This window comes from Exiguobacterium sp. SH5S13 (assembly GCF_004337085.1).
Taxonomy (GTDB): Bacteria; Bacillota; Bacilli; order Exiguobacteriales; family Exiguobacteriaceae; genus Exiguobacterium; species Exiguobacterium aurantiacum_A.
On the sequence record NZ_SJUS01000021.1, the window covers coordinates 39,688 to 57,814 of the forward strand.

The window sequence follows — 18,127 nt, forward strand, 5'->3', positions numbered from 1 at the left end:
CTAAAGTGTAGCGGAAAACCGCCGTTTAGAAAAGGGTTTACGATTTTCGGTCTTTCACGTCCTGCGCGCGGCGGACATCGATCTCGACGAGCGGCCTCAACATCCGGACGGCCGGCGGGCTGATGATGAGCAGGACGATGAGGCAGGCGACACCGAACAAGACGAGCAACTGTTGCCATGACGTCGGCATGAATCCGGCCGGCACGAACGCCTTCCAGGCGACGATTAAAAACACATGGACCAAGTAGACGTATAGACTATACTTCCCTGCCCGCGTGAACACGGGCAACTCACGCCCCGGCACGATGAGCGCGAAGCTGACGGCCATGAGCGTCGACACCGTATAGACGATCAAGAAAGCGAACGGACCGCTCCAAATCGCCTCCGGCACCGCCGTCTCGTAGGCGAACCGGAACTTGAACAAGTTGCCGACATGATAGAACGTGCCTTCTTTTTGAAAGCTCATCGAGGCGAGCAGTCCGAGCGTGAGCACGGTGAAGACGACCGCGCCGCCGATTCGGTAGCGATTCCGTTGCTCGGCCCGCTTCGGCAACTCGAAGAAGTTCATCGTGTTGCGCTCACTCATCCAGTTGCCGATCAAGAAGAACGGATAGAACATGATGACTTTCCGGAGCGCGAAGAACCCGGTCGATTCTTCTTGGAAGCCGAACAACAGGGCGAACAACAGCGCATAGAGCACATACCCTTTCAACTGGGTCACGTACGGCGTGATGACGTACCAGATGACGATGGCCATCAAATACCAGAGCGCCCAGTACGGCTTGAGCACGTTCAGTCCCGGGTTCTCGAGCGACAAGAGCGGGACCCCTTCCGTGAAGGCGAACCACGAGCCGAGAATGACTTGCCAGATCACGTAGGCGACGAACAGCTGGATGACACGCAAATAACGGTTCTCCCGGAAGAAGTAACCGCTCAGCATAATGAATAACGGCATATGAAACGTATATAAGAACAAATAAACCCACTTCGGCAGTAAATCGTCGTAGGCACCGCGCACATCGGTCAGCAAGTGACCGAAGACGACGAGCAAGACGAGTACGCCTTTAATATTGTCGTACCAATGATTTCGCATAGCGTCCCCTCTAGTTCTCCTGTTGCTTTTCCTCTTTGATGTTGGCGTATCGCTTCTGAGCGACGACCCGGATTTCAGCCGTTCCCTGCACCGATCATGTTTCGTTCAGTTGGCGTTTCTTTCGCTCCCACCACTTGAGCAGGACCGCCTTGTCCTCAGCCGGGACGTGCTCGAACAAATGATCGACTTCTTCGGTCAGTCCGAAGACGACGAGCTCGGGTTCTGTTTGTAACGTTTTCATCAGCTTATCGAATTCGGTGAAATAAGCGTTCAACTCACCCGGCGCGACCGAATGAATCACATCGGCCTGCCTTTCCACATATTCGACGAAATAGTTTAGATAAAAGACCCGCACAACGTTTGTCGCAACCGGGTCGGTGAATGCGGTCGCCTCTTTGACAAACTTCGCCCCTTCCCGTAATTGAGTGAATTTGAATAGATTCCGCGGATTCGGCTCGGCTAGCTTTTGGATGGCATCGACGAGTCGGTGGACCTCTTCTTGTTCGAACCCTTCGTTGAAGTATCGGTTCAACGTCGTCTTCACATCGTTGTGCTGTTTATACAAGCCGACGACGAGCTCAATCAACTCATCTTGAGTGAAACGCTTCAACTCGGCACGCAGTTCGCCGACTTTTAGCTTCTTCATCTGACCACCCACTTCATTTTTTTCCTTTCCCATCATAGCCGATTTTTACGAGCGATGAAATTACGATTCAACAAAAAAATGATGACGTCATTGTCATCATTCCCCGTATCTGCCGCTTGCAAGCCGAATCGTTAACAAATCTTCATGCGCGAGCAGGTTTTGCGCGTATTCAAATGGACGAGAGTGGGTAGAGTATAGTATAGTGGTTTTACTAAATAATCAGAATATTCTAATAAAGGAGGTGTGGAGAATGGCTTCTGTCATCCGTAACCGTCATCACGTGGTCCATGACCCGAAACGTTCGTTCTCTAACTTTGGATTTTGGTGGAGTATCGGCGCGTTTACGATCGGTTTATTCATCATCGCTTTCGAACCGCTCCGTGAACGGTTCAACGCCTTACATCCGGTCGCTTCAGTCTTGTTCCTGATTGGCATCTCGTTCGTGGCCGGTGTCGTCATGAAGCTCGCCCGTGACGTCTGGTGGCTCAACTACCTGCTCGAGCGCACGTCGAACCGGTACATGTATGTCGGGGCGGACACACTCCGGAGCTGGCAATACACGCTCGACTCGATCTGGTTGTTGACCCGCACCTCACAAAAAAAGCTCGGCCGACTGTACATCCAAATCGACCGAACCGTTCGTGCTGAAGAAGCGAAACGTATGTTCGCCGCCTATTTGATTGATCGTGGCGTCCTCGTCGTCTACTCGAGATCGTCCAAACCGAAGAAAATGGCCTGACCGTTTCAATCGATTAACGGCACAACCCATGCCCGAGCTGCTTCGACTTCCTCCATTCGCAGCTCGTGCCCGCCCCCGTGATAGAAGAGCTCGACGTCCGCTCCGGCTTCCCGTAGCGTCGACGTCAGCTCTTCTGTTTCTTGTTTCGGACAAATCGGGTCACGCTCGCCGGCCGAGATGAACACGGTCGCACCCGTCAAGTAAGGGAGCGTGAGCGAGCGGTCCGGTACCATCGGATGGAACAAGAGCGACGCCTTGAACGCGTTGTCCCGGTATAAGGCCGATCCGATCAAGTTGGCACCGTTCGAGTAGCCGAGCGGGATCATCTTGTCGCGGGCAACGCCGTATTTAGCTGCCGCCTCGTCAAGAAACGTGAGGAAGCGCTCCGTCTGTTTCTTCAAATCTTCAAGGTCTAACACGCCTTCCGCATGACGGCGGAAGAACCGGGACATGCCGTTCTCGAGGACGTCGCCCCGGAGCGTGAGAATGTTCACTTCAGTTGATAGTTCACGGGCGAGCGGGATCAAGTCCTGCTCCGTCCCGCCTGTACCGTGCAACAAGACGAGCGTCGTCTCGGTCGTGCCTTTAATGAATTGATGAATCATATTCTGTCTCCTCTCGGGATTGTGATGATGGGTAGCGTTCGTGTGATCTTGTCGCGGTCGACTTCGAGCCAGTCCGGCAGCTTCAATACGCTGCCGAGTCCGTCGATCGTTTCATCAACGAGGAACCCGGGTGCGTCGGTCGCGAGCTCGTGCAAGATGCGTCCTTCGTCATGGAAGTAGACCGAGCGGAAGTAGTGCCGCTCTCTCACCTCGGTCGGACGGAGGCCGAGGTCAAAGATCGCGTCTTGCCACGTCGTATACTCGTCGCCGTCCGCGATGCGCCAGGCGATATGGTGGACCGTCCCCGCACCGGGCACGCCGTTCGGGAGGACGGCCTTTTTGACGTCGATGACGTTGCCGTAATCGGCCGAAGCGATGAGTCGGACCCATTCCGAGTCTTCCCCCGTCTTCGTGAAGCCAAACAGCTCGGTCAATAACCGCACCGTCGCCTCCGGGTCTTTCGACAAGAGCGTCGCCCCGGCGAACCCGGTGATCGCTTCTTGTTTCGTGATACCTGACACGAGCCAGTCCGTCTGTTTCGTGCTCGCCCGCGCGACGAGCTCGACGACGAGTCCGTCCGGGTCTTCGAACAACAGTGACGGCTCGCCGAACCGTTCGGTCGCGACCGTCGCGACACCGTGCGCTTGCAGGCGACTCTCCCAAAACAAGAGGCTGCCAACTGGTACGAGATACGCGGTGACACCGACCTGCCCGCTGCCGACGCTGCCTTTCCCGATACCCGGGATCGGGAAGAACGTGATGACCGTCCCCGGCGTCCCGGTTTCATCCCCAAAGTAAAAGTGGTACGTACCCGGGTCGTCGAAGTTGACCGTCTGCTTGATGAAGCGGATACCGAGGACGTTGCCGTAAAAATCTAATGTGCGTTGCGGGTCTTTCACCATCGCCGAGATGTGATGGATACCTGCTGAGTGCGTCGTCATGACGTATCCCCCTTTTTCATTATCTTGATTTCAAGATAAATCATTTCCGATAAAAAGTGAAACTTTTTGCTCACAATGCCGTACGCTAGGAGTAGACACCTAAATAGGGAGGACTTACATATGACTTTACAAATTGATCGTGTATCGAAGCAGTTCGGGGAGTTCACGGCCGTCGACGACTTGAGCTTTCACGTCCCTAGTGGCGAGATGTACGGCCTGCTTGGGGCGAACGGTGCCGGCAAGACGACGACGTTCCGGATGATCTTAGACATTTTAAAGCCGACTGACGGCACGATTCGCTGGGACGGACGCAACGTCGACCACCGCATCGTCGGCTATTTGCCGGAAGAGCGCGGCCTGTATCCAAAGTCGCCCGTCCGCGACCAGCTCGTCTTTCTCGCCAGCCTGAAAGGCATGAAGTCAACTGAGGCGAAACGTGCCGTCAAGTCGTGGCTCGAACGACTCGAGATCCCGCAGTACGAATTGATGCGTGTCGAACAGCTGTCAAAAGGAAACCAGCAAAAGATTCAGTTGATCGCGGCGCTGCTCCACAACCCAGAACTGCTCATTTTAGACGAGCCGTTCAGCGGCCTCGATCCCGTCAACGTCGAGATCTTGAAGCGTGAAGTGCTCGCCCTGCGCGACGAAGGGACGACGATCGTCTTCTCGAGTCACCGGATGGAGCACGTCGAAGAGCTGTGCCAACATATCGGCATCTTGAAAGGCGGCCGCGCCGTCGTCAGCGGCGATGTCCCGACAATCAAGTCGCATTACGCCGAGCCCGTGCTCTTCATCGAGACCGATCGCGTCGACGTCCTCACGGCACTCCCGATCGTCAAAGCGGTCGAACCTCATCGCGACGGTCACCTCGTCCGGCTCGACTCGTTCGAAGGCAGCGACGCGGTGCTCGGCGCCCTCGTGCAAGCAGATGCTTCCGTCAAGACGTTCATGCGCCAACCCGTCTCGCTCAACGACATCTTCATCAAGGAGGTAGGCAGCCATGTTTCATAACTTCAAACCATTGTACGCGTTCACGCTACGCTCGAAACTTCGGTCGAAGGCGTTCCTCATCTCGACAATCTTGACGATTGTGTTCATCCTCGGCTTCACGAACATCGACCGCCTGCTCGCGAACTTCGAGGACACCGATCAAGGCCAGGCGCTCCTTGTCACGCAAAACGCCGAACTGACTGAAATCATGCAGTCGCTCGGTTACGAAGGGGTCGAATCGGCCGATATCACCGAAGCCGAGGCGCGCGTTGGGCTCGATAACGGGGACTACGAGATCGTCGCCTTCACCGACGGCGCTTCGGCCCGCGTCTTGTCCGACCGTCCTGAGCCCGATTTCACGACACTCCTGCAGACGGCGCTCCGCGAAGTCCGCAACGCCGAGCTGATCGAGACGTCGAACATCGATCCGACCGTCCTCGCCGCCTTGAACGAGCCGGTCCCGATTGAGGAGTCTTACCTCGGCCGTGGCGGCGAGAACTCAGAAGAGCTGTTCTCGTCATTCGCGTTCGTCTACATCATGCTCATGCTGCTTTACGTATCGATCATCACGTACGGTTCGATGATCTCGACCGAAGTGACGACCGAGAAGTCGTCGCGCGTCATGGAACTGATCATCTCGACGACGCATCCGGTGACGCACATGCTCGCCAAGATCTCGGCGATCGGTACGCTCGCCCTGTTACAGATCGGCATCTTCCTCGGGTTCGGTTACTTCAGTGCCCGCAGCAATGAGATGGCCCAATCGGTCATCGACAACGCCGGCAACGCCCGGGCCGTCATCTACTTATTGACGTTCTTCACGCTCGGCTATCTGCTCTATGCGGCCATGTTCGCCGTCCTCGGCTCGCTCGTCAGCCGTGTCGAAGAGTCGCAGCAGATGACGATGCCGGTCATCATGCTCCTCGTCGCCGGTTTCCTCGCCGCGATGTTCGGGTTGAATAATCCGGACGCGCAAATCGTCACGATTTTGTCGTTCGTCCCGTTCTTCACGCCAATGCTCATGTTCCTCCGCGTCATGCTCGTCGACGTACCGGTCTGGGAAGTCGCCTTGTCGATCGGCATCATGCTCGGCTCGATCGGTGTCATTCTCTGGATCGGTTCGAAGTTCTATCGCGGCGGCGTCCTGTTCTACGGGAACAACGCGATTAAACAATGGCGTCAAATATTACAAAATCGTCAATAACGTTTACAGCATTTTCGTTTTCGTATACTCTAAAGAATGTGCAAAATGAGGAGGAAACGAACTATGCGATCACGATTACTCGCAGCCTTGATCTTTACATTCATGACGACGCTCACGACGTTCATCTGTTATACCGTCTTCTTAGAGGCCGACGCGTTGTGGCAAATCTTGCTCGCATACGCGGGCAGCACGTTCCTCGGAACGCTCGCGTTTTGGTATCCGGTCAGTCGACGTTCTGAGACGTCAAGGTTCGGCGGCGCGTGGATCGGGATTTTGATCACGCTGACGACACTCGTCGGATTCACGATCATCCGCTTCACCGTTCGCGGTGATGCCGCATCCTTACTCGACTGGCAGACGATGCTCGCGAGCCTCGCCTATACGTTCGGTTACATCGGCTGGGTGCTCACGATTCTCAACATCGTGCTCGGCTTCCTGCTTGCCGGGACGAAACCGAAAGTGCGTTATGAAGCAAGACCAATGCGTTAAATCAAAAGCAGCCGTTCTGCTCAGAACGGCTGCTTTTTTGTGCTCACTGTAACTTATACGACTTATCGACGATGCCAAACTCCGTATATTGGAACGAGTTATCGACGAACTGTTCCGGGACGAGCTGATCGACGTAGCGGGCGAACGGGACGATGCGATGTGTCGCCTCATGCGTCCGTCCGAGGTCGAGCACGGCATCGACCAACGCTTCTAACGCGTGGTGCGACGTCGGTTCCTCGTCCTCTTCAAAGATGCGGCGCAGTTCCTCTTCGTGCATCAAGTCGAAGATGCGCATGCGCGTCTCGAGCTGATGCTGCATGTCTTCCGTCGACTTCCCGTGCATCGCTTCTTCATAGGCGAGCTTCATCTGTTCGAGTTCAGGGGCTTTGCCTTTCATGAGCACCTTCAAGGACTCCCCCGTCCAAATGTGCCGTGCCAAGTAGTTCGCGTCAATCTTCAGCGCCTCGGCGAGCGCCTCTATGTAAGGCATCGTCGGGTACACTTCACTGAGCTCGGTCCGGCGAATAAAGTACGGAGCGACACCGATCTGTTCGGCGAGCGCCTCGATCGAGATACCCGTCCGCTCACGCAAGATTCGGATCCGGTCCCCATAACCCCGGTACGGTGCATTTTTACCATCCATTGCATTCTCCCCCCTCTTTTCCATTATAGTTCCCGAATCCACAAAAAAATACTCGGAAGCGCATGCTTCCGAGCAAGTGGTCGAATTAATTATTTTTTCGTCAACTCGACGACTTCAGATGAACCGGCTGTGACGTTGTCGCCTTCGGCAACAAGTTTGTTTACAGCGAAGCTGTCATGGTTCGTGATGATGATCGGTGTGATCGTCGACGGTGCGTTCGCTTTGATGAAGTCAAGATCGAACGTGACGAGCGCGTCGCCTGCTTTGACGGCTTGGCCTTCCGTGACGTGCGTCTCGAAGCCTTCACCTTTAAGGTTGACCGTATCCAAACCGATGTGGATCAAGTACTCCGCACCGTTGTCCGCGTTGATGCCGATCGCATGTTTCGTCGGGAAGACCGTCGCGATTGTCCCGTTGACCGGTGACACGACTTTTCCGTCTGTCGGTTCGATGGCGATACCATCACCCATCATTTTTTGTGAGAACACTTGGTCAGGCACGTTCGTAATATCGATGACTTTCCCTGTAAGTGGTGACACCGCGTTCAATTGCTCGTCTTTACCACCAAAAAGTTTTTTAAAGAATCCCATAGCTTAATCCCTCCAACATGTTCTGTTAATCAAAGTCTTAGCTTTTATACCCGAAAAGCTATTACTTCAATCCCTACCCTATTCACGGTATAGTTGTATCAAGGTAGTGCGAATTCGTTTACACATCGTAAGAATACGAGTGTGCAATCGCTTTTGCAAGCCCTTTTTACACTTTATAAAAATTTCACATGATGGAGGCGCTTACAATGACGACTTTCACAAAATTGTCATACGAACGGCCCGACGTGGACGCTTTAAACAGCCGATTGTCGGACTATTCAGTCGAATTGCAGCAAGCGAGCACACTCGAAGAGGCGAACGAATTGATTCGCCAAATCAACCAGGAACGGAACGCGTTCGAGACGCAAAGTCAGCTCGTCGCGATCCGCCACTCGATCGATACGCGCGATGCGTTCTACGAAGCCGAGCAGACGTTCTTTGACGACGCGTTGCCGGTCTACGAGAAAGAAGTCCAGGCGTACTATCGCGTCTTGACGGAGCACGACCTCCGCAGCCAGCTCGAAGCGGAATGGGGCAGCCAATTGTTCGAACTCGCGGAACGGGCACTCAAAACGTTCGACGAGTCGCTCATCCCGAAACTGCAAGAAGAGAACCGACTCGCGACGAGCTATCAAAAAGTGATGTCGGCCGCACAGATCGAGTTCGATGGCAAGACGCTCAACTTGTCGCAGTTCGGCCCATACTTACAGTCACCCGACCGGTCGGTACGAAAAGCGGCGTCCGAGGCGCGTTATACATACCTCGCCGACAACGGTGACGAGCTCGACCGCATCTATGGCGAACTCGTCCGCGTCCGGACCGAGATCGCGCACGCGCTCGACTTCCCGTCGTTCGTCGAACTCGGCTACGCCCGGATGCAACGCGTCGGCTATGATGAGTCGATGGTCGACAACTTCCGTAAACAAGTGCGCGACGTCATCGTCCCGCTCGCGACGACGTTAAAAGACAAGCAAGCGAAACGCATCGCCGTCGATACGCTCCGTTACTATGACGAATCGTTCGTCTTCCCGGACGGCAACGCGACACCGCAAGGCGACGAGTCGTTCATCATCGAGGGCGGCAACAAGATGTACCGTGAGCTCTCGGGCGAAACGGACGAGTTCTTCCAGTACATGCAAGAGCGCGGCGCCCTCGATCTTACGGCGAAGCCCGGCAAAGCCGGCGGCGGTTACTGCACGTACTTACCGTCTGAAGGTCTCCCGTTCATCTTCTCGAACTTCAACGGCACGGCCGGCGACATCGACGTGCTCACGCACGAGGTCGGTCACGCCTTCCAAGTATATGAGAGCCGTCATTTGACGACACCGGAATACGCGTTCCCGACGTACGAGGCGTGCGAGATCCACTCGATGTCGATGGAGTTCTTCTGCTGGCCGTGGATGGAGCTGTTCTTCGGCGACCAGGTCGACAAGTACAAGTTCAACCACTTGGCCGGAAGCGTCACGTTCCTCCCGTACGGCGTCCTCGTCGACGAGTTCCAGCACATCGTCTACCGGAAGCCCGACATGACGGCAGAAGAACGTCGTCAGGCGTGGCGTGACCTTGAGAAGGTGTACTTGCCGCACCGCGACTACGAGACGAACGACTACCTCGAGTCGGGCGCATGGTGGCATCAACAGGGCCACATCTTCCAGAGCCCGTTCTACTATATCGACTACACGCTCGCCCAAGTGTGTGCCTTCCAGTTCTGGGTGCGCATGCATGAGGACCGTGAGTCGGCGTGGAGCGATTACCTCACACTCTGTCAGGCCGGCGGCAGCCGCTCGTTCCTCGAGCTCGTCGAACTGGCCGGACTCAAGTCACCGTTCGAAGACGGTGTGTTAAAAGAAACGCTCGGACAGATTGAAGACTATCTATTGAAGCACCCGTTAGCGAACTGAAGATAGAAAAAGGGTGAGTCCGCATGGGCTCACCCTTTTTGTCCTCAAATCACATCTAACGGTTCTTTCCCGCTCGGCGGCGGGAACGCCTCGTCGAGCGCTTTGAAATCTTCTTCAGTCAGATTGAGGAGCAGCGCCGCCCCGTTCTCTTCGACGTGCGCTTTCTGCCCCGCTTTCGGGATGGCGATGATGTTGCCGCTCCGGACCGTCCACGCAAGCAGGATTTGAGCCACCGACGCATGATACGCCTCAGCGATCCGTTTCACCGTCTCGTCGTTGAAGATCTTCTCTTTCACGTCGCTGCCTTCGGCGAGCGGCGAATAGGCCATCACCGGGATGCGCTGCTCTTCTAGGAACGGCAACAAGTCGTGCTCGATGCCGCGGCTGCCGAGATGGTACAACACTTGGTTGACCGCGCAATGCTTCCCATTCGGCAAGGCGAGCAGTTCTTTCATGTCGTCGACGTCAAAGTTTGAGACGCCCCATGCCCGGATCTTCCCGTCTGCTTTCAGCTGTTCGAGCCCGTCGACCGTCTCCTTGAGCGGGATGTCGCCGCGCCAATGTAACAAGTAAAGATCGAGATAGTCGGTGCCGAGCCGCTCGAGCGTCGCATCGCACGCCTGTACGAGCTTGTCGCCCCCGGCGTTATGTGGATACACTTTCGAGACGAGGAAGACGTCCTCGCGACGGTCTTGGATCGCTTCGCCGACGAGTGTCTCCGACTTGCCTTCCCCGTACATCTCGGCCGTGTCGATGACGTGTAATCCGCAGTCGAGACCTGTCTGTAACGCCTCGATCTCCGCGTCATGTTTTGATGCGTCATCGCCCATGCGCCACGTGCCTTGACCGAGGGCACGCATCTCGCGCCCGTCCGGCAATTTGACCACGTGTTGTTTCAATGCCGCCAAAATCAGTGTGTGTGGAATTCGATTCATGTTGTTTCCTCCTTGATCCATTGATCGTGCAACGGCCCTGTCGTCCCGAAGACGGGATCGGTCGCCGGTTTGTCGACGCGTTCGATTCGATGGACGTTGTCCGGGCGTTCTTCAGGCTTACCCGTCAACGTGTCATAGTCGCGTCCTTCCGGATACGCCCCGACGATTTCGAAGTCATCGCTCGCCTCGAGTCGACGATGTCCCGTCCCTGCTGGCAGGATCAACACGTCACCCGCATTCAACGAGACGAGATCGCCGGTCGCGCCGCCGAGTTGAACGGTCGCACGGCCTGACCTCACCCCGAGCACCTCGTGCGTGTTGCTGTGATAGTGGTGATAGTCGAACACACCGTTCACCCAACTGTTGCCCCAACCGTTATGCTCGAACGTCGCCTGGATGCCGTCCGCCTCATCGAACACGCGGCGGTATAACAGCACCGGGTAATACGGGTTGTTCGGTATCGAGCCGTCATCTTTAAACCGATATGTGGACATGTCCATGTGATCGCCTCCTTGTCTCTGACACTGTACCCGACTTATAGAGGATATAATCGACACAAAAAAATGACCCGACCCTTTAATAAGGGCCGAGCCACTGAGTTAGCGTACTTCGCTCTCGAGCTGTTTCAACTTCGTCGAGTAGTACTCGATGATGTCACGGCGTCGGATGATGCCGATGAAATACTTGCCGTCATCGACGACAGGCACGAAGTTTTGGTCGGTGATCGCATCGACGAGCTCCTCGATTTGGGCCGTGATCGATACCGGTTTATAGCGTATGCGTTGTTTGATGTCTTTCAGGCGAGTCCGGAGCACTTTCTCGTAATCTTCTTCCCCGCGAAGTTGTTCGGCGAGTGCCCACAGTAAATCTCCTTCCGTCATCGTACCGGCGTAAAAGCCATTCTCGGATACGAGCGGCACCGAGGTGAAGCGATGATGCTTCATCTTCTCGAGCGCTTGCCGCACCGTCGACTCCGGGTCTAAATATTTGACGTCTTCTTTCGGATATAAAAAGAAAGCGATGTTCATATATAATCTCTCCTCAATCTGTTAATCCACCACGCTATTGTACCATGAATCATAGGGTTGACCGCAATAGTTGACCACACCCCACAATTATTTCACCCTCCTTTCATCAGTTGCTGTCACAGAAAAAAGTCCTTTACAAGAACAGGACCGGCGTGACACGTCATCAACAGAAAACTGGAAAGTAACTCCAATTATTTATACCCTGTACGCATCGATTCTACCCATCCGAGTCCATTAAAAAAGACGCCTTTCGATCAAGGCGTCTCGTCTAATCAGATAAAATGTAACATCGTTTGATTGAACTTCTCCATCTCATCGAGCACGGTACCGTGACCGCTCTCCTCGAAACGCTCGATGCGCGCGTTCGGGATGCCTTTTTCCATCTCTAGGGCAAACTCGAACGGACAGACTTTGTCGTGCACGCCATGAATGATCAGCGTCTCGACGCCGACTTTCGGCAAGTCTTCACGAAGGTCCTCGTCGCGGAGCGCTTTCGCCGAGGCGATCGTCCCGTGGCTCGAGGCGATGAGCGACAAGCTGTGGAACCAGTTTTGCGTCGGTTTCGAGTGTTCTTTCTCGAAGAAAATCTCGCCGAACCCTTCGAGCATCTTCGGCCGGTCTTTCATCGTATCTTCGATCAAGGCGTCGACTTCTTCCTTTGTCATCCCGTACGGATAGTCCGGCCGTTGCGTGAACACCGGTGCCGCCGCGCCGGCGAGGATGAGTTTTTTCAAACCACCGTCCGGATAATCGACCGCATAACGGATCGCGATCGCCCCACCCATCGAGAAGCCGACGAGTGTGAAATCTTTGACACCGAGGCCGTTGACGACCATGTTCACGTCAGACGCCATCGTCTCGTAGTCATAGCCCGTAGCCGGTGCGTCCGACTTCCCGTAACCGCGGTAATCGATGCCGACGTAGCGATAGCCCGCCTCCAAGAGCGCGTTCTTCTGATACTCGAACATGTTGTTGTTCGCCGGCCAGCCGTGCAAGAAGACGACCGCGTCGCCCGTTCCGACGTCCTCGACAAAAATAGACGTCCCGTCATGTGCTGTAATGTAATTCCCCATCATTCAAAACCCCCAATCGTATTGTTGAGCGTTGTGCGCCGTACGTTTGCCCACAACCCATCTGTTCCCGTTTGAGCGAACTGAAAACCTGTCAACCATCGCGCCAGAGCGATTCGGCCTTCAAGATATGCTCGACCGCTTGCGCGCCTTCTCGTAACACGGACGTCTTCCACGTCTCATCTTCCGGGTAGAACATGGCCATGAATTCTTTTTTGATGCCGTTGCGTGCCTCCGGGTCTTTCGTGCCTTCGAAATAGAGACGATTCTCTAAAATGATCGTCAAAAATTCACGGATCAGCGCTTTCGTCGACGTGCCGAACGTCCCGAATTCGAACAAGGCCGAGACGAGCTGCTTGTCCGGATACTGCGTGTCGCGGACGTAATAGAAATGGTTCGTCGAGTCGCCAAGCACGTCATCCGGATTGTACGTCTTGATGTTCTTCAACCCATACGTCTGTTTTAACTGCTCGGCGCTGCGTCCGTCCCGCTCGCTGACGAGCATCGTCACTTCGTTCGTCGGCCCGAGCGCGGTGTGCCAGTCCATATGGACGACCCGGTCGTAACGGTCGAGAAGATCGTGCTGGATCTCTTTCATGAAGACGGCGGACGGTTCGTCGGCGTCCCCGCCATAATAGACGCCTTTCGGGAATTGGTACTGGCCCATCCCTTTCGCCTCGTTCATCGCGTCGAACCCGTCGAGCTTGATGCCAGAGCCGAGGAACGAATAAATGTGTTCGCGCGCCTCGTGATAGTCGTCGATGACACCGTCCGGGACGAACAAGTGGCGCATCACCTCATACTCTTTATTGACGTTTCGCGGCAGCGATTCCCGGTCGACGACGTAGTTTCGATTCAAATCGACGTTATGTTCGTTGACGCGCCGGAAATGTTTCATCCCCCATGGGTTGACCGCATGGATGAAGCAGACACCTGTCACGTCATGGCGGACGTTGCCGAGCTGTGTCTCGATGAATTGCTGCGTCACGGCCGCACCGGCGTAGCCTTCGATCCCATGCTCGCCGATCGTCATGAGCAGCATCGCCTCACGTGACCCGGCCGGTTCGCCGATGATCACGTCGATTGTATCTTCTCCGATTGAATGCGACATCGTCCGCGCGCTCGGGTAGTATTGTTTGACGGTGTCGAGCAAATCGAGAAACCTCTCGCGCGACTCGTCGTAAGATGATGAAAAATAAGTACTCATATGATTCCCTCCATTCATGTCTTCTGTACCCCTTTCCCATTTCGAGGCAAGCTAAAAACGCCTCCCGAGGAAGGCGTTTCGATTAATGGGCTCCGGCTTTCGTGCTGCGGTCTTGGCGGCGGAACGCAAACAAGTAGACGAGCGGGGCGAGCAAGACGGCACCGAACAGCCAATACGCACCGGGGCTTGCGAACAACGGTTCGAACGCGCGGAAGAACAAGGCGACAACTGAAAACCCGACGACGAGCTCGGCTGTCCAAATGACGGCGCGCCGGACGGCAAGGGTGATCGTGTTCGTTTTTTGGAAGAGTGCTGCGATAAACGCGATCAAAAAGGCCGGGAAGCTACTGAACCAGAGCATCCGATTCAACGTCGATTCGGCAAAATAGGTGTTGCCGAGCGACACGGTGATCGCGTAATGGGCGATCAACACAAGCAAGACGACGATCCACCCGACAAGCACATCTCGTTCCCATTTTTTCATCCTTCTCCCTCCATTCTTTAGAAAAAGAGCTACACTTGTATTTACCCGTTTCTCGTGCTGTTCGGTCATACAACACAACAAAAAACGCATCCCATCAGGAACGCGTCTTCGTTCACTTATCGAACAGATGGCTCGCCCAGTCACGGGCCCGCTCGAGCTCTCCCTCTTTGAGCGGTCCTTCTTTGTCGAGGACGAGGAATGATTCTTGAAGCACCGGCTCTGCTCCTTTTTCCGTAAGCGCCCGTTCGATCCGGGTCGCGGCGTGGCCGAACCATTTGACGATCTTCCCGACGAAAAAGCCTTGGTCTTCTTCGGCCATGCTCGTATCGAACGCTGCGGCCCGCACTCCGCGGAGCGCATGATCCGACAGTCCGTCGAGAAACGTCTTCACGTCCTCGGTCTCGCGTCCGCCGTGTGTCGGTGATCCGACGACGAGTAAATCGAGGTTGGCGAGATCCCCGTAGCCGATATGACTGATGTGAACCGCCTCGACTTGATGAAGCTCGCCGAATCCGTCTTTGATGGCGTGGGCGACTTTTTCTGTGCATCCGTACATCGAGTCAAAAGTGATGAGGATTTTCATGACGTATCCCTCCATTAAGCGAAAACTTTCTTATGTCTACATGGGACTATTCCCTTAATGATGGACCGCTCATCATGTATCCACTCTTTTCTCTATAATCCGATTCGAAATCTGTTCTTCAAAATTATATAAGTTCATCGACGTTTCCTCAGCCTAGTGCCCAAAAATACGGCGATTCCCAAGCCGATGGCGGCATAGGCGATCACGTCTAGATGATTTCGGCTGTCAAACGGCGCCTCATGGACGAATTTGGCCCGCTTCCACTCCGTCTCATCCTCGACCGCGAGCACGTCTTCGACCGACTCCCCCTCCACTTGACGATATTCCGTGCCGATCGGATACATGTTCGAGGCGTCCCCATAATAGTCGCCGGTCATATCGTCAGCCAACGTCTCGACCTCTCCTACGACCTCACCAAGATCCGCCTCGGCGACGACTTCGTCCGTCACTTCATACACCCGTCCGTCCAAGACGACGAACGCATACGCCCAGGACAAGGCGTGAACCGACATTGAGACGGACAGCAGCAACACCACCAGCCAGACGACTCGTTTCATTCGATCGCCCAGACGAACGTCGCCGTATCGCTTAAATCGATATCGTCCGGCTGAAGCTCTGGCATCGACGCCTGTGAATGGAACACCTCTTCATGGAATACTAAATTCGTTGGCGAGTAAAGATGGAGCTCGCCCCACGTATAGTCAATCCGTTTCAATTCCCCAAGCCTCGCACCGGCCGCTTTCGTCAACAATTCAGCCCGATGCAACGCACTCTCCGCCGCGCTGGCGAGGAGTGCATCGCTAACCACATCTGAATCTTTAATTGTGAACTTGATGGACAGTTTCGGATCTGCCATTGAATTCGTGACGCTTTGAATGACGTCAGACAAGCGTTTCGTGTCGAGGTCAAACTCAAGTTTTGTTCGTTGCTCACACACATAGCCACGGAAACGAGATTTATAATTTCCGTCCTCGTCACGGTAACTTTCATAGTCTGTATCGATCGAGAAGTCGGTCGTCTTTAGAGCGGTCTTATCGAAGCCGGCCTGTCCAAGCACCTTTTGCAGACGCGCCACGGCCGTCGCCGCCTCGTTCATCGTCTCCTCGTAACGCACGGCCTTCGAGGTCAACTCCATTTTCACGACAATCAAGTCTGGCTTGGCCGATACTTTTCCCGTTCCTTTGACGGTGATGGTGCGTTCCATGTTTCATTCTCCCCTTTCTCTATCCTAAGTCGCTTAATTGTGCAATTGCCATTGCGTCATCGTCCGAAACGGAACGAAGCCGATGCTGTAATAAAACATCTGGTCTGAAGCGACAATCGCCTGTTCTGCCCCTAGTTTCCCGCTCCGTATGATTGCCTCATAGACGACCGACTTTCCGAAGCCTTTCCCCCGGTACGTCGGGTCTGTCACGACCGGTTCGACGTAACTATAGCGATCACCCGGGCGATACCAGACACCACAATGTGCCACATACTTCCCCTCAGGTGAGGCAATGGCAACGATCAGTTCGGGTAGAATCGCTGGACTCGACAACATTTTTTTCCGTCCGGCGATGGTCGCGGCATCATCCGGCGCATTCCCATCATGGTCAAAGCCACGCCACATCACTTGGTTGTATTGTCGCCAATCCCATTCATCCGCGAGAGATACGTAGGAGAACCCGTGCGGCAACGACTCCTTACTTATCCGGGAAACGTGAATTTTCGCGAACCGCTCGATTTGTCTCGTCGGTCGAAATCCTGTCTCTAAGGCGGCAAGTTGCAGACACTCATCCTCATCCGGTAACAGCAGTCGCAAATCACCGTGACTATGCAACCGCTCGACCGCATAGGCAACGAGTTCAGGTTTCAATGCGTCGTACCCTTTCTCTACGACCAAAATCGCTTCCCCTAAATTGAGCTCATACGTCGCCAGGGCGACAAGGCGCCCATCATCTTCCCACATGCCAATCCGATGCACATGTTCTTGATCACGAAGCGCATGGTTCACCGCCCAGTCCCATGCCCCCCATAAAAGACGTGGTGCCTGCAGCTCCGTTGAGTTGATTCTGATGAGAAAGTCTCTTACTTTTACAGCATCCTCCGACACATAAGGCTCATGGGAATACGGTCGAAATGAGATCACTGTGCCACTCCCCTCTATAAAGCTTTCACTGAACAGCATCCAGTCTCTGCCAATACGTGATGTTGCTACAATTCGCCAGCGACTTCGAAACCTCCTTCACGACGGCATCGCACTAGCCGTCCACTTGACATCGGTCAGTTCGTACAAGAAATGAAAAGAGTGAGCAAGCGAACACTCGATGCCCCAATCCAACTATTCTCTTGTTAATATAGCAGTCTTTTTTTCAAGAGGAGACAAAAAACCGAACATGATACCACGTCCGGAAAATCTACAAGCATTTTACGAAAATGTCACGATTTCACGACATGGAGACACTCTGGCCGCTCAAACCCGACATCCCCTAAAAACCGCAACTCATCAATCGTCAACTCGTCGAGCGTGATCGAACGAACGCTCGGTTCGGTCTGTTCATCGACCCACACTTTCCAAATCTCGACTTCGTCCGTCGTCTTCAGGTGGTCGGTGATGTAGTCAACGAGTTGCTGGGCTCTCGTTTCGGTGTAGCGCCAACGCAATTCAGCGACGTGCGGTTTTTTCGAGTACGCCTCGACGTTTTCCTCTGCATAATAGAGGTCTCGTTTGATTTCGATTTCGTCGAGGTGCTCTTCAGACTCGACATGCATCAAAATCTTTTCGTCACGATCGAGTTCTTCATCATCCGTGAGCATTTCAGGCAACACGACACCTTTTTTGATGGCCTCGTTTGTATTTTGCAATACAAATGTGGTTCTTACGCAATGTTGGTGAGGTAGTGATGCTGACATTATGGGAATAAAATCAAAAAGGATTGATTCCCATGAACGAGTTAGAATTCCTGGATAATCGATTGCGTGTCACGAATGTTCACTCAC

The 18,127-nt window shown here is 54.4% G+C and carries 22 protein-coding genes; 5 read left to right on the forward strand and 17 right to left on the reverse strand.

All coding sequences use genetic code 11. The annotated features are described in order from the left end of the window. Positions 1 to 37: 37 nt before the first annotated feature. Positions 38 to 1,093: an acyltransferase family protein gene (locus EVJ30_RS11225; RefSeq protein ID WP_131456600.1), complete on the reverse strand. Its 1,056-nt coding sequence runs from the start codon at positions 1,091 to 1,093 to the stop codon at positions 38 to 40. 94 nt (positions 1,094 to 1,187) lie between these two features. Next, positions 1,188 to 1,739: a hypothetical protein gene (locus tag EVJ30_RS11230; protein ID WP_131456598.1), complete on the reverse strand. Its 552-nt coding sequence runs from the start codon at positions 1,737 to 1,739 to the stop codon at positions 1,188 to 1,190. Positions 1,740 to 1,989: 250 nt separating this feature from the next. Between EVJ30_RS11230 and EVJ30_RS11235 the strand changes: the two genes are divergently transcribed. Next, positions 1,990 to 2,478, forward strand: a complete 489-nt coding sequence (locus tag EVJ30_RS11235) for a restriction endonuclease subunit S domain-containing protein (protein ID WP_070328625.1) — start codon at positions 1,990 to 1,992, stop codon at positions 2,476 to 2,478. A 5-nt stretch (positions 2,479 to 2,483) separates the two neighbouring features. Here the strand turns inward: EVJ30_RS11235 and EVJ30_RS11240 are convergent, their stop codons facing one another. Beyond that, the gene (locus EVJ30_RS11240) at positions 2,484 to 3,083 is read right to left on the reverse strand and encodes an alpha/beta hydrolase (protein WP_131469147.1); all 600 of its coding nucleotides are present in this window, start codon (positions 3,081 to 3,083) and stop codon (positions 2,484 to 2,486) included. Beyond that, entirely contained in the window at positions 3,080 to 4,024 is a 945-nt protein-coding gene (locus tag EVJ30_RS11245; RefSeq protein ID WP_131456596.1) for a VOC family protein, read from the reverse strand. The genes EVJ30_RS11240 and EVJ30_RS11245 overlap by 4 nt, the downstream gene beginning before the upstream one ends. Before the next feature lie 120 nt (positions 4,025 to 4,144). On the opposite strand from EVJ30_RS11245, the gene EVJ30_RS11250 reads away from it, so the two are divergent. From EVJ30_RS11250 to EVJ30_RS11260, 3 genes are all read left to right on the forward strand, one after another. Then, entirely contained in the window at positions 4,145 to 5,035 is an 891-nt protein-coding gene (locus tag EVJ30_RS11250) for an ABC transporter ATP-binding protein (RefSeq protein ID WP_131456594.1), read from the forward strand. Continuing rightward, positions 5,025 to 6,218: an ABC transporter permease gene (locus EVJ30_RS11255; RefSeq protein WP_131469149.1), complete on the forward strand. Its 1,194-nt coding sequence runs from the start codon at positions 5,025 to 5,027 to the stop codon at positions 6,216 to 6,218. Before EVJ30_RS11250 ends, EVJ30_RS11255 begins: the two co-directional genes overlap by 11 nt. A 63-nt stretch (positions 6,219 to 6,281) precedes the next feature. After that, complete coding sequence (locus tag EVJ30_RS11260) at positions 6,282 to 6,707, forward strand: hypothetical protein (protein ID WP_070328620.1); 426 nt, start codon at positions 6,282 to 6,284, stop codon at positions 6,705 to 6,707. A 43-nt stretch (positions 6,708 to 6,750) separates the two neighbouring features. Here the strand turns inward: EVJ30_RS11260 and EVJ30_RS11265 are convergent, their stop codons facing one another. Together EVJ30_RS11265 and EVJ30_RS11270 are read right to left on the reverse strand one after the other, a co-directional pair. Then, on the reverse strand, positions 6,751 to 7,350 hold the full coding sequence (locus EVJ30_RS11265) for a helix-turn-helix domain-containing protein (RefSeq protein WP_016509316.1): 600 nt from the start codon (positions 7,348 to 7,350) through the stop codon (positions 6,751 to 6,753). Between the two features lie 89 nt (positions 7,351 to 7,439). Continuing rightward, positions 7,440 to 7,940, reverse strand: a complete 501-nt coding sequence (locus tag EVJ30_RS11270; protein ID WP_131456590.1) for a PTS sugar transporter subunit IIA — start codon at positions 7,938 to 7,940, stop codon at positions 7,440 to 7,442. 206 nt (positions 7,941 to 8,146) lie between these two features. Between EVJ30_RS11270 and EVJ30_RS11275 the strand changes: the two genes are divergently transcribed. After that, a complete protein-coding gene (locus EVJ30_RS11275; RefSeq protein ID WP_131456588.1) occupies positions 8,147 to 9,841 on the forward strand; it encodes a M3 family oligoendopeptidase in 1,695 nt (564 codons plus the stop codon). Between the two features lie 44 nt (positions 9,842 to 9,885). Here the strand turns inward: EVJ30_RS11275 and EVJ30_RS11280 are convergent, their stop codons facing one another. The 11 genes from EVJ30_RS11280 to EVJ30_RS11330 form a co-directional block, all read right to left on the reverse strand. Then, positions 9,886 to 10,776 (reverse strand): aldo/keto reductase, encoded by an 891-nt coding sequence (locus EVJ30_RS11280; protein WP_131469151.1) that lies wholly within the window; start codon positions 10,774 to 10,776, stop codon positions 9,886 to 9,888. After that, positions 10,773 to 11,276, reverse strand: a complete 504-nt coding sequence (locus EVJ30_RS11285; protein ID WP_131469153.1) for a cupin domain-containing protein — start codon at positions 11,274 to 11,276, stop codon at positions 10,773 to 10,775. The genes EVJ30_RS11280 and EVJ30_RS11285 overlap by 4 nt, the downstream gene beginning before the upstream one ends. 99 nt (positions 11,277 to 11,375) lie before the next feature. After that, positions 11,376 to 11,804 (reverse strand): CBS domain-containing protein, encoded by a 429-nt coding sequence (locus EVJ30_RS11290; protein ID WP_016510664.1) that lies wholly within the window; start codon positions 11,802 to 11,804, stop codon positions 11,376 to 11,378. A 272-nt stretch (positions 11,805 to 12,076) separates the two neighbouring features. After that, on the reverse strand, positions 12,077 to 12,877 hold the full coding sequence (locus EVJ30_RS11295) for an alpha/beta fold hydrolase (protein WP_131456584.1): 801 nt from the start codon (positions 12,875 to 12,877) through the stop codon (positions 12,077 to 12,079). A gap of 91 nt (positions 12,878 to 12,968) precedes the next feature. Further along, positions 12,969 to 14,081 carry a M14 family metallopeptidase gene (locus EVJ30_RS11300; RefSeq protein ID WP_131456582.1) on the reverse strand — a complete coding sequence of 371 codons (1,113 nt, stop codon included), beginning with the start codon at positions 14,079 to 14,081 and terminating at the stop codon, positions 12,969 to 12,971. Positions 14,082 to 14,163: 82 nt separating this feature from the next. After that, a complete protein-coding gene (locus EVJ30_RS11305) occupies positions 14,164 to 14,565 on the reverse strand; it encodes a hypothetical protein (RefSeq protein ID WP_131469155.1) in 402 nt (133 codons plus the stop codon). 112 nt (positions 14,566 to 14,677) lie between these two features. After that, positions 14,678 to 15,148, reverse strand: coding sequence for a flavodoxin family protein (locus tag EVJ30_RS11310; protein ID WP_070328611.1), 471 nt, complete (start codon positions 15,146 to 15,148; stop codon positions 14,678 to 14,680). A gap of 134 nt (positions 15,149 to 15,282) precedes the next feature. Further along, a complete protein-coding gene (locus EVJ30_RS11315; protein WP_131469157.1) occupies positions 15,283 to 15,705 on the reverse strand; it encodes a hypothetical protein in 423 nt (140 codons plus the stop codon). Further along, entirely contained in the window at positions 15,702 to 16,352 is a 651-nt protein-coding gene (locus tag EVJ30_RS11320) for an SIMPL domain-containing protein (RefSeq protein ID WP_131469159.1), read from the reverse strand. Before EVJ30_RS11320 ends, EVJ30_RS11315 begins: the two co-directional genes overlap by 4 nt. 33 nt (positions 16,353 to 16,385) lie before the next feature. After that, a complete protein-coding gene (locus EVJ30_RS11325) occupies positions 16,386 to 17,276 on the reverse strand; it encodes a GNAT family N-acetyltransferase (RefSeq protein WP_161568767.1) in 891 nt (296 codons plus the stop codon). Positions 17,277 to 17,566: 290 nt separating this feature from the next. Beyond that, on the reverse strand, positions 17,567 to 17,944 hold the full coding sequence (locus tag EVJ30_RS11330; RefSeq protein WP_161568839.1) for a hypothetical protein: 378 nt from the start codon (positions 17,942 to 17,944) through the stop codon (positions 17,567 to 17,569). Between the last annotated feature and the right edge of the window lie 183 nt (positions 17,945 to 18,127).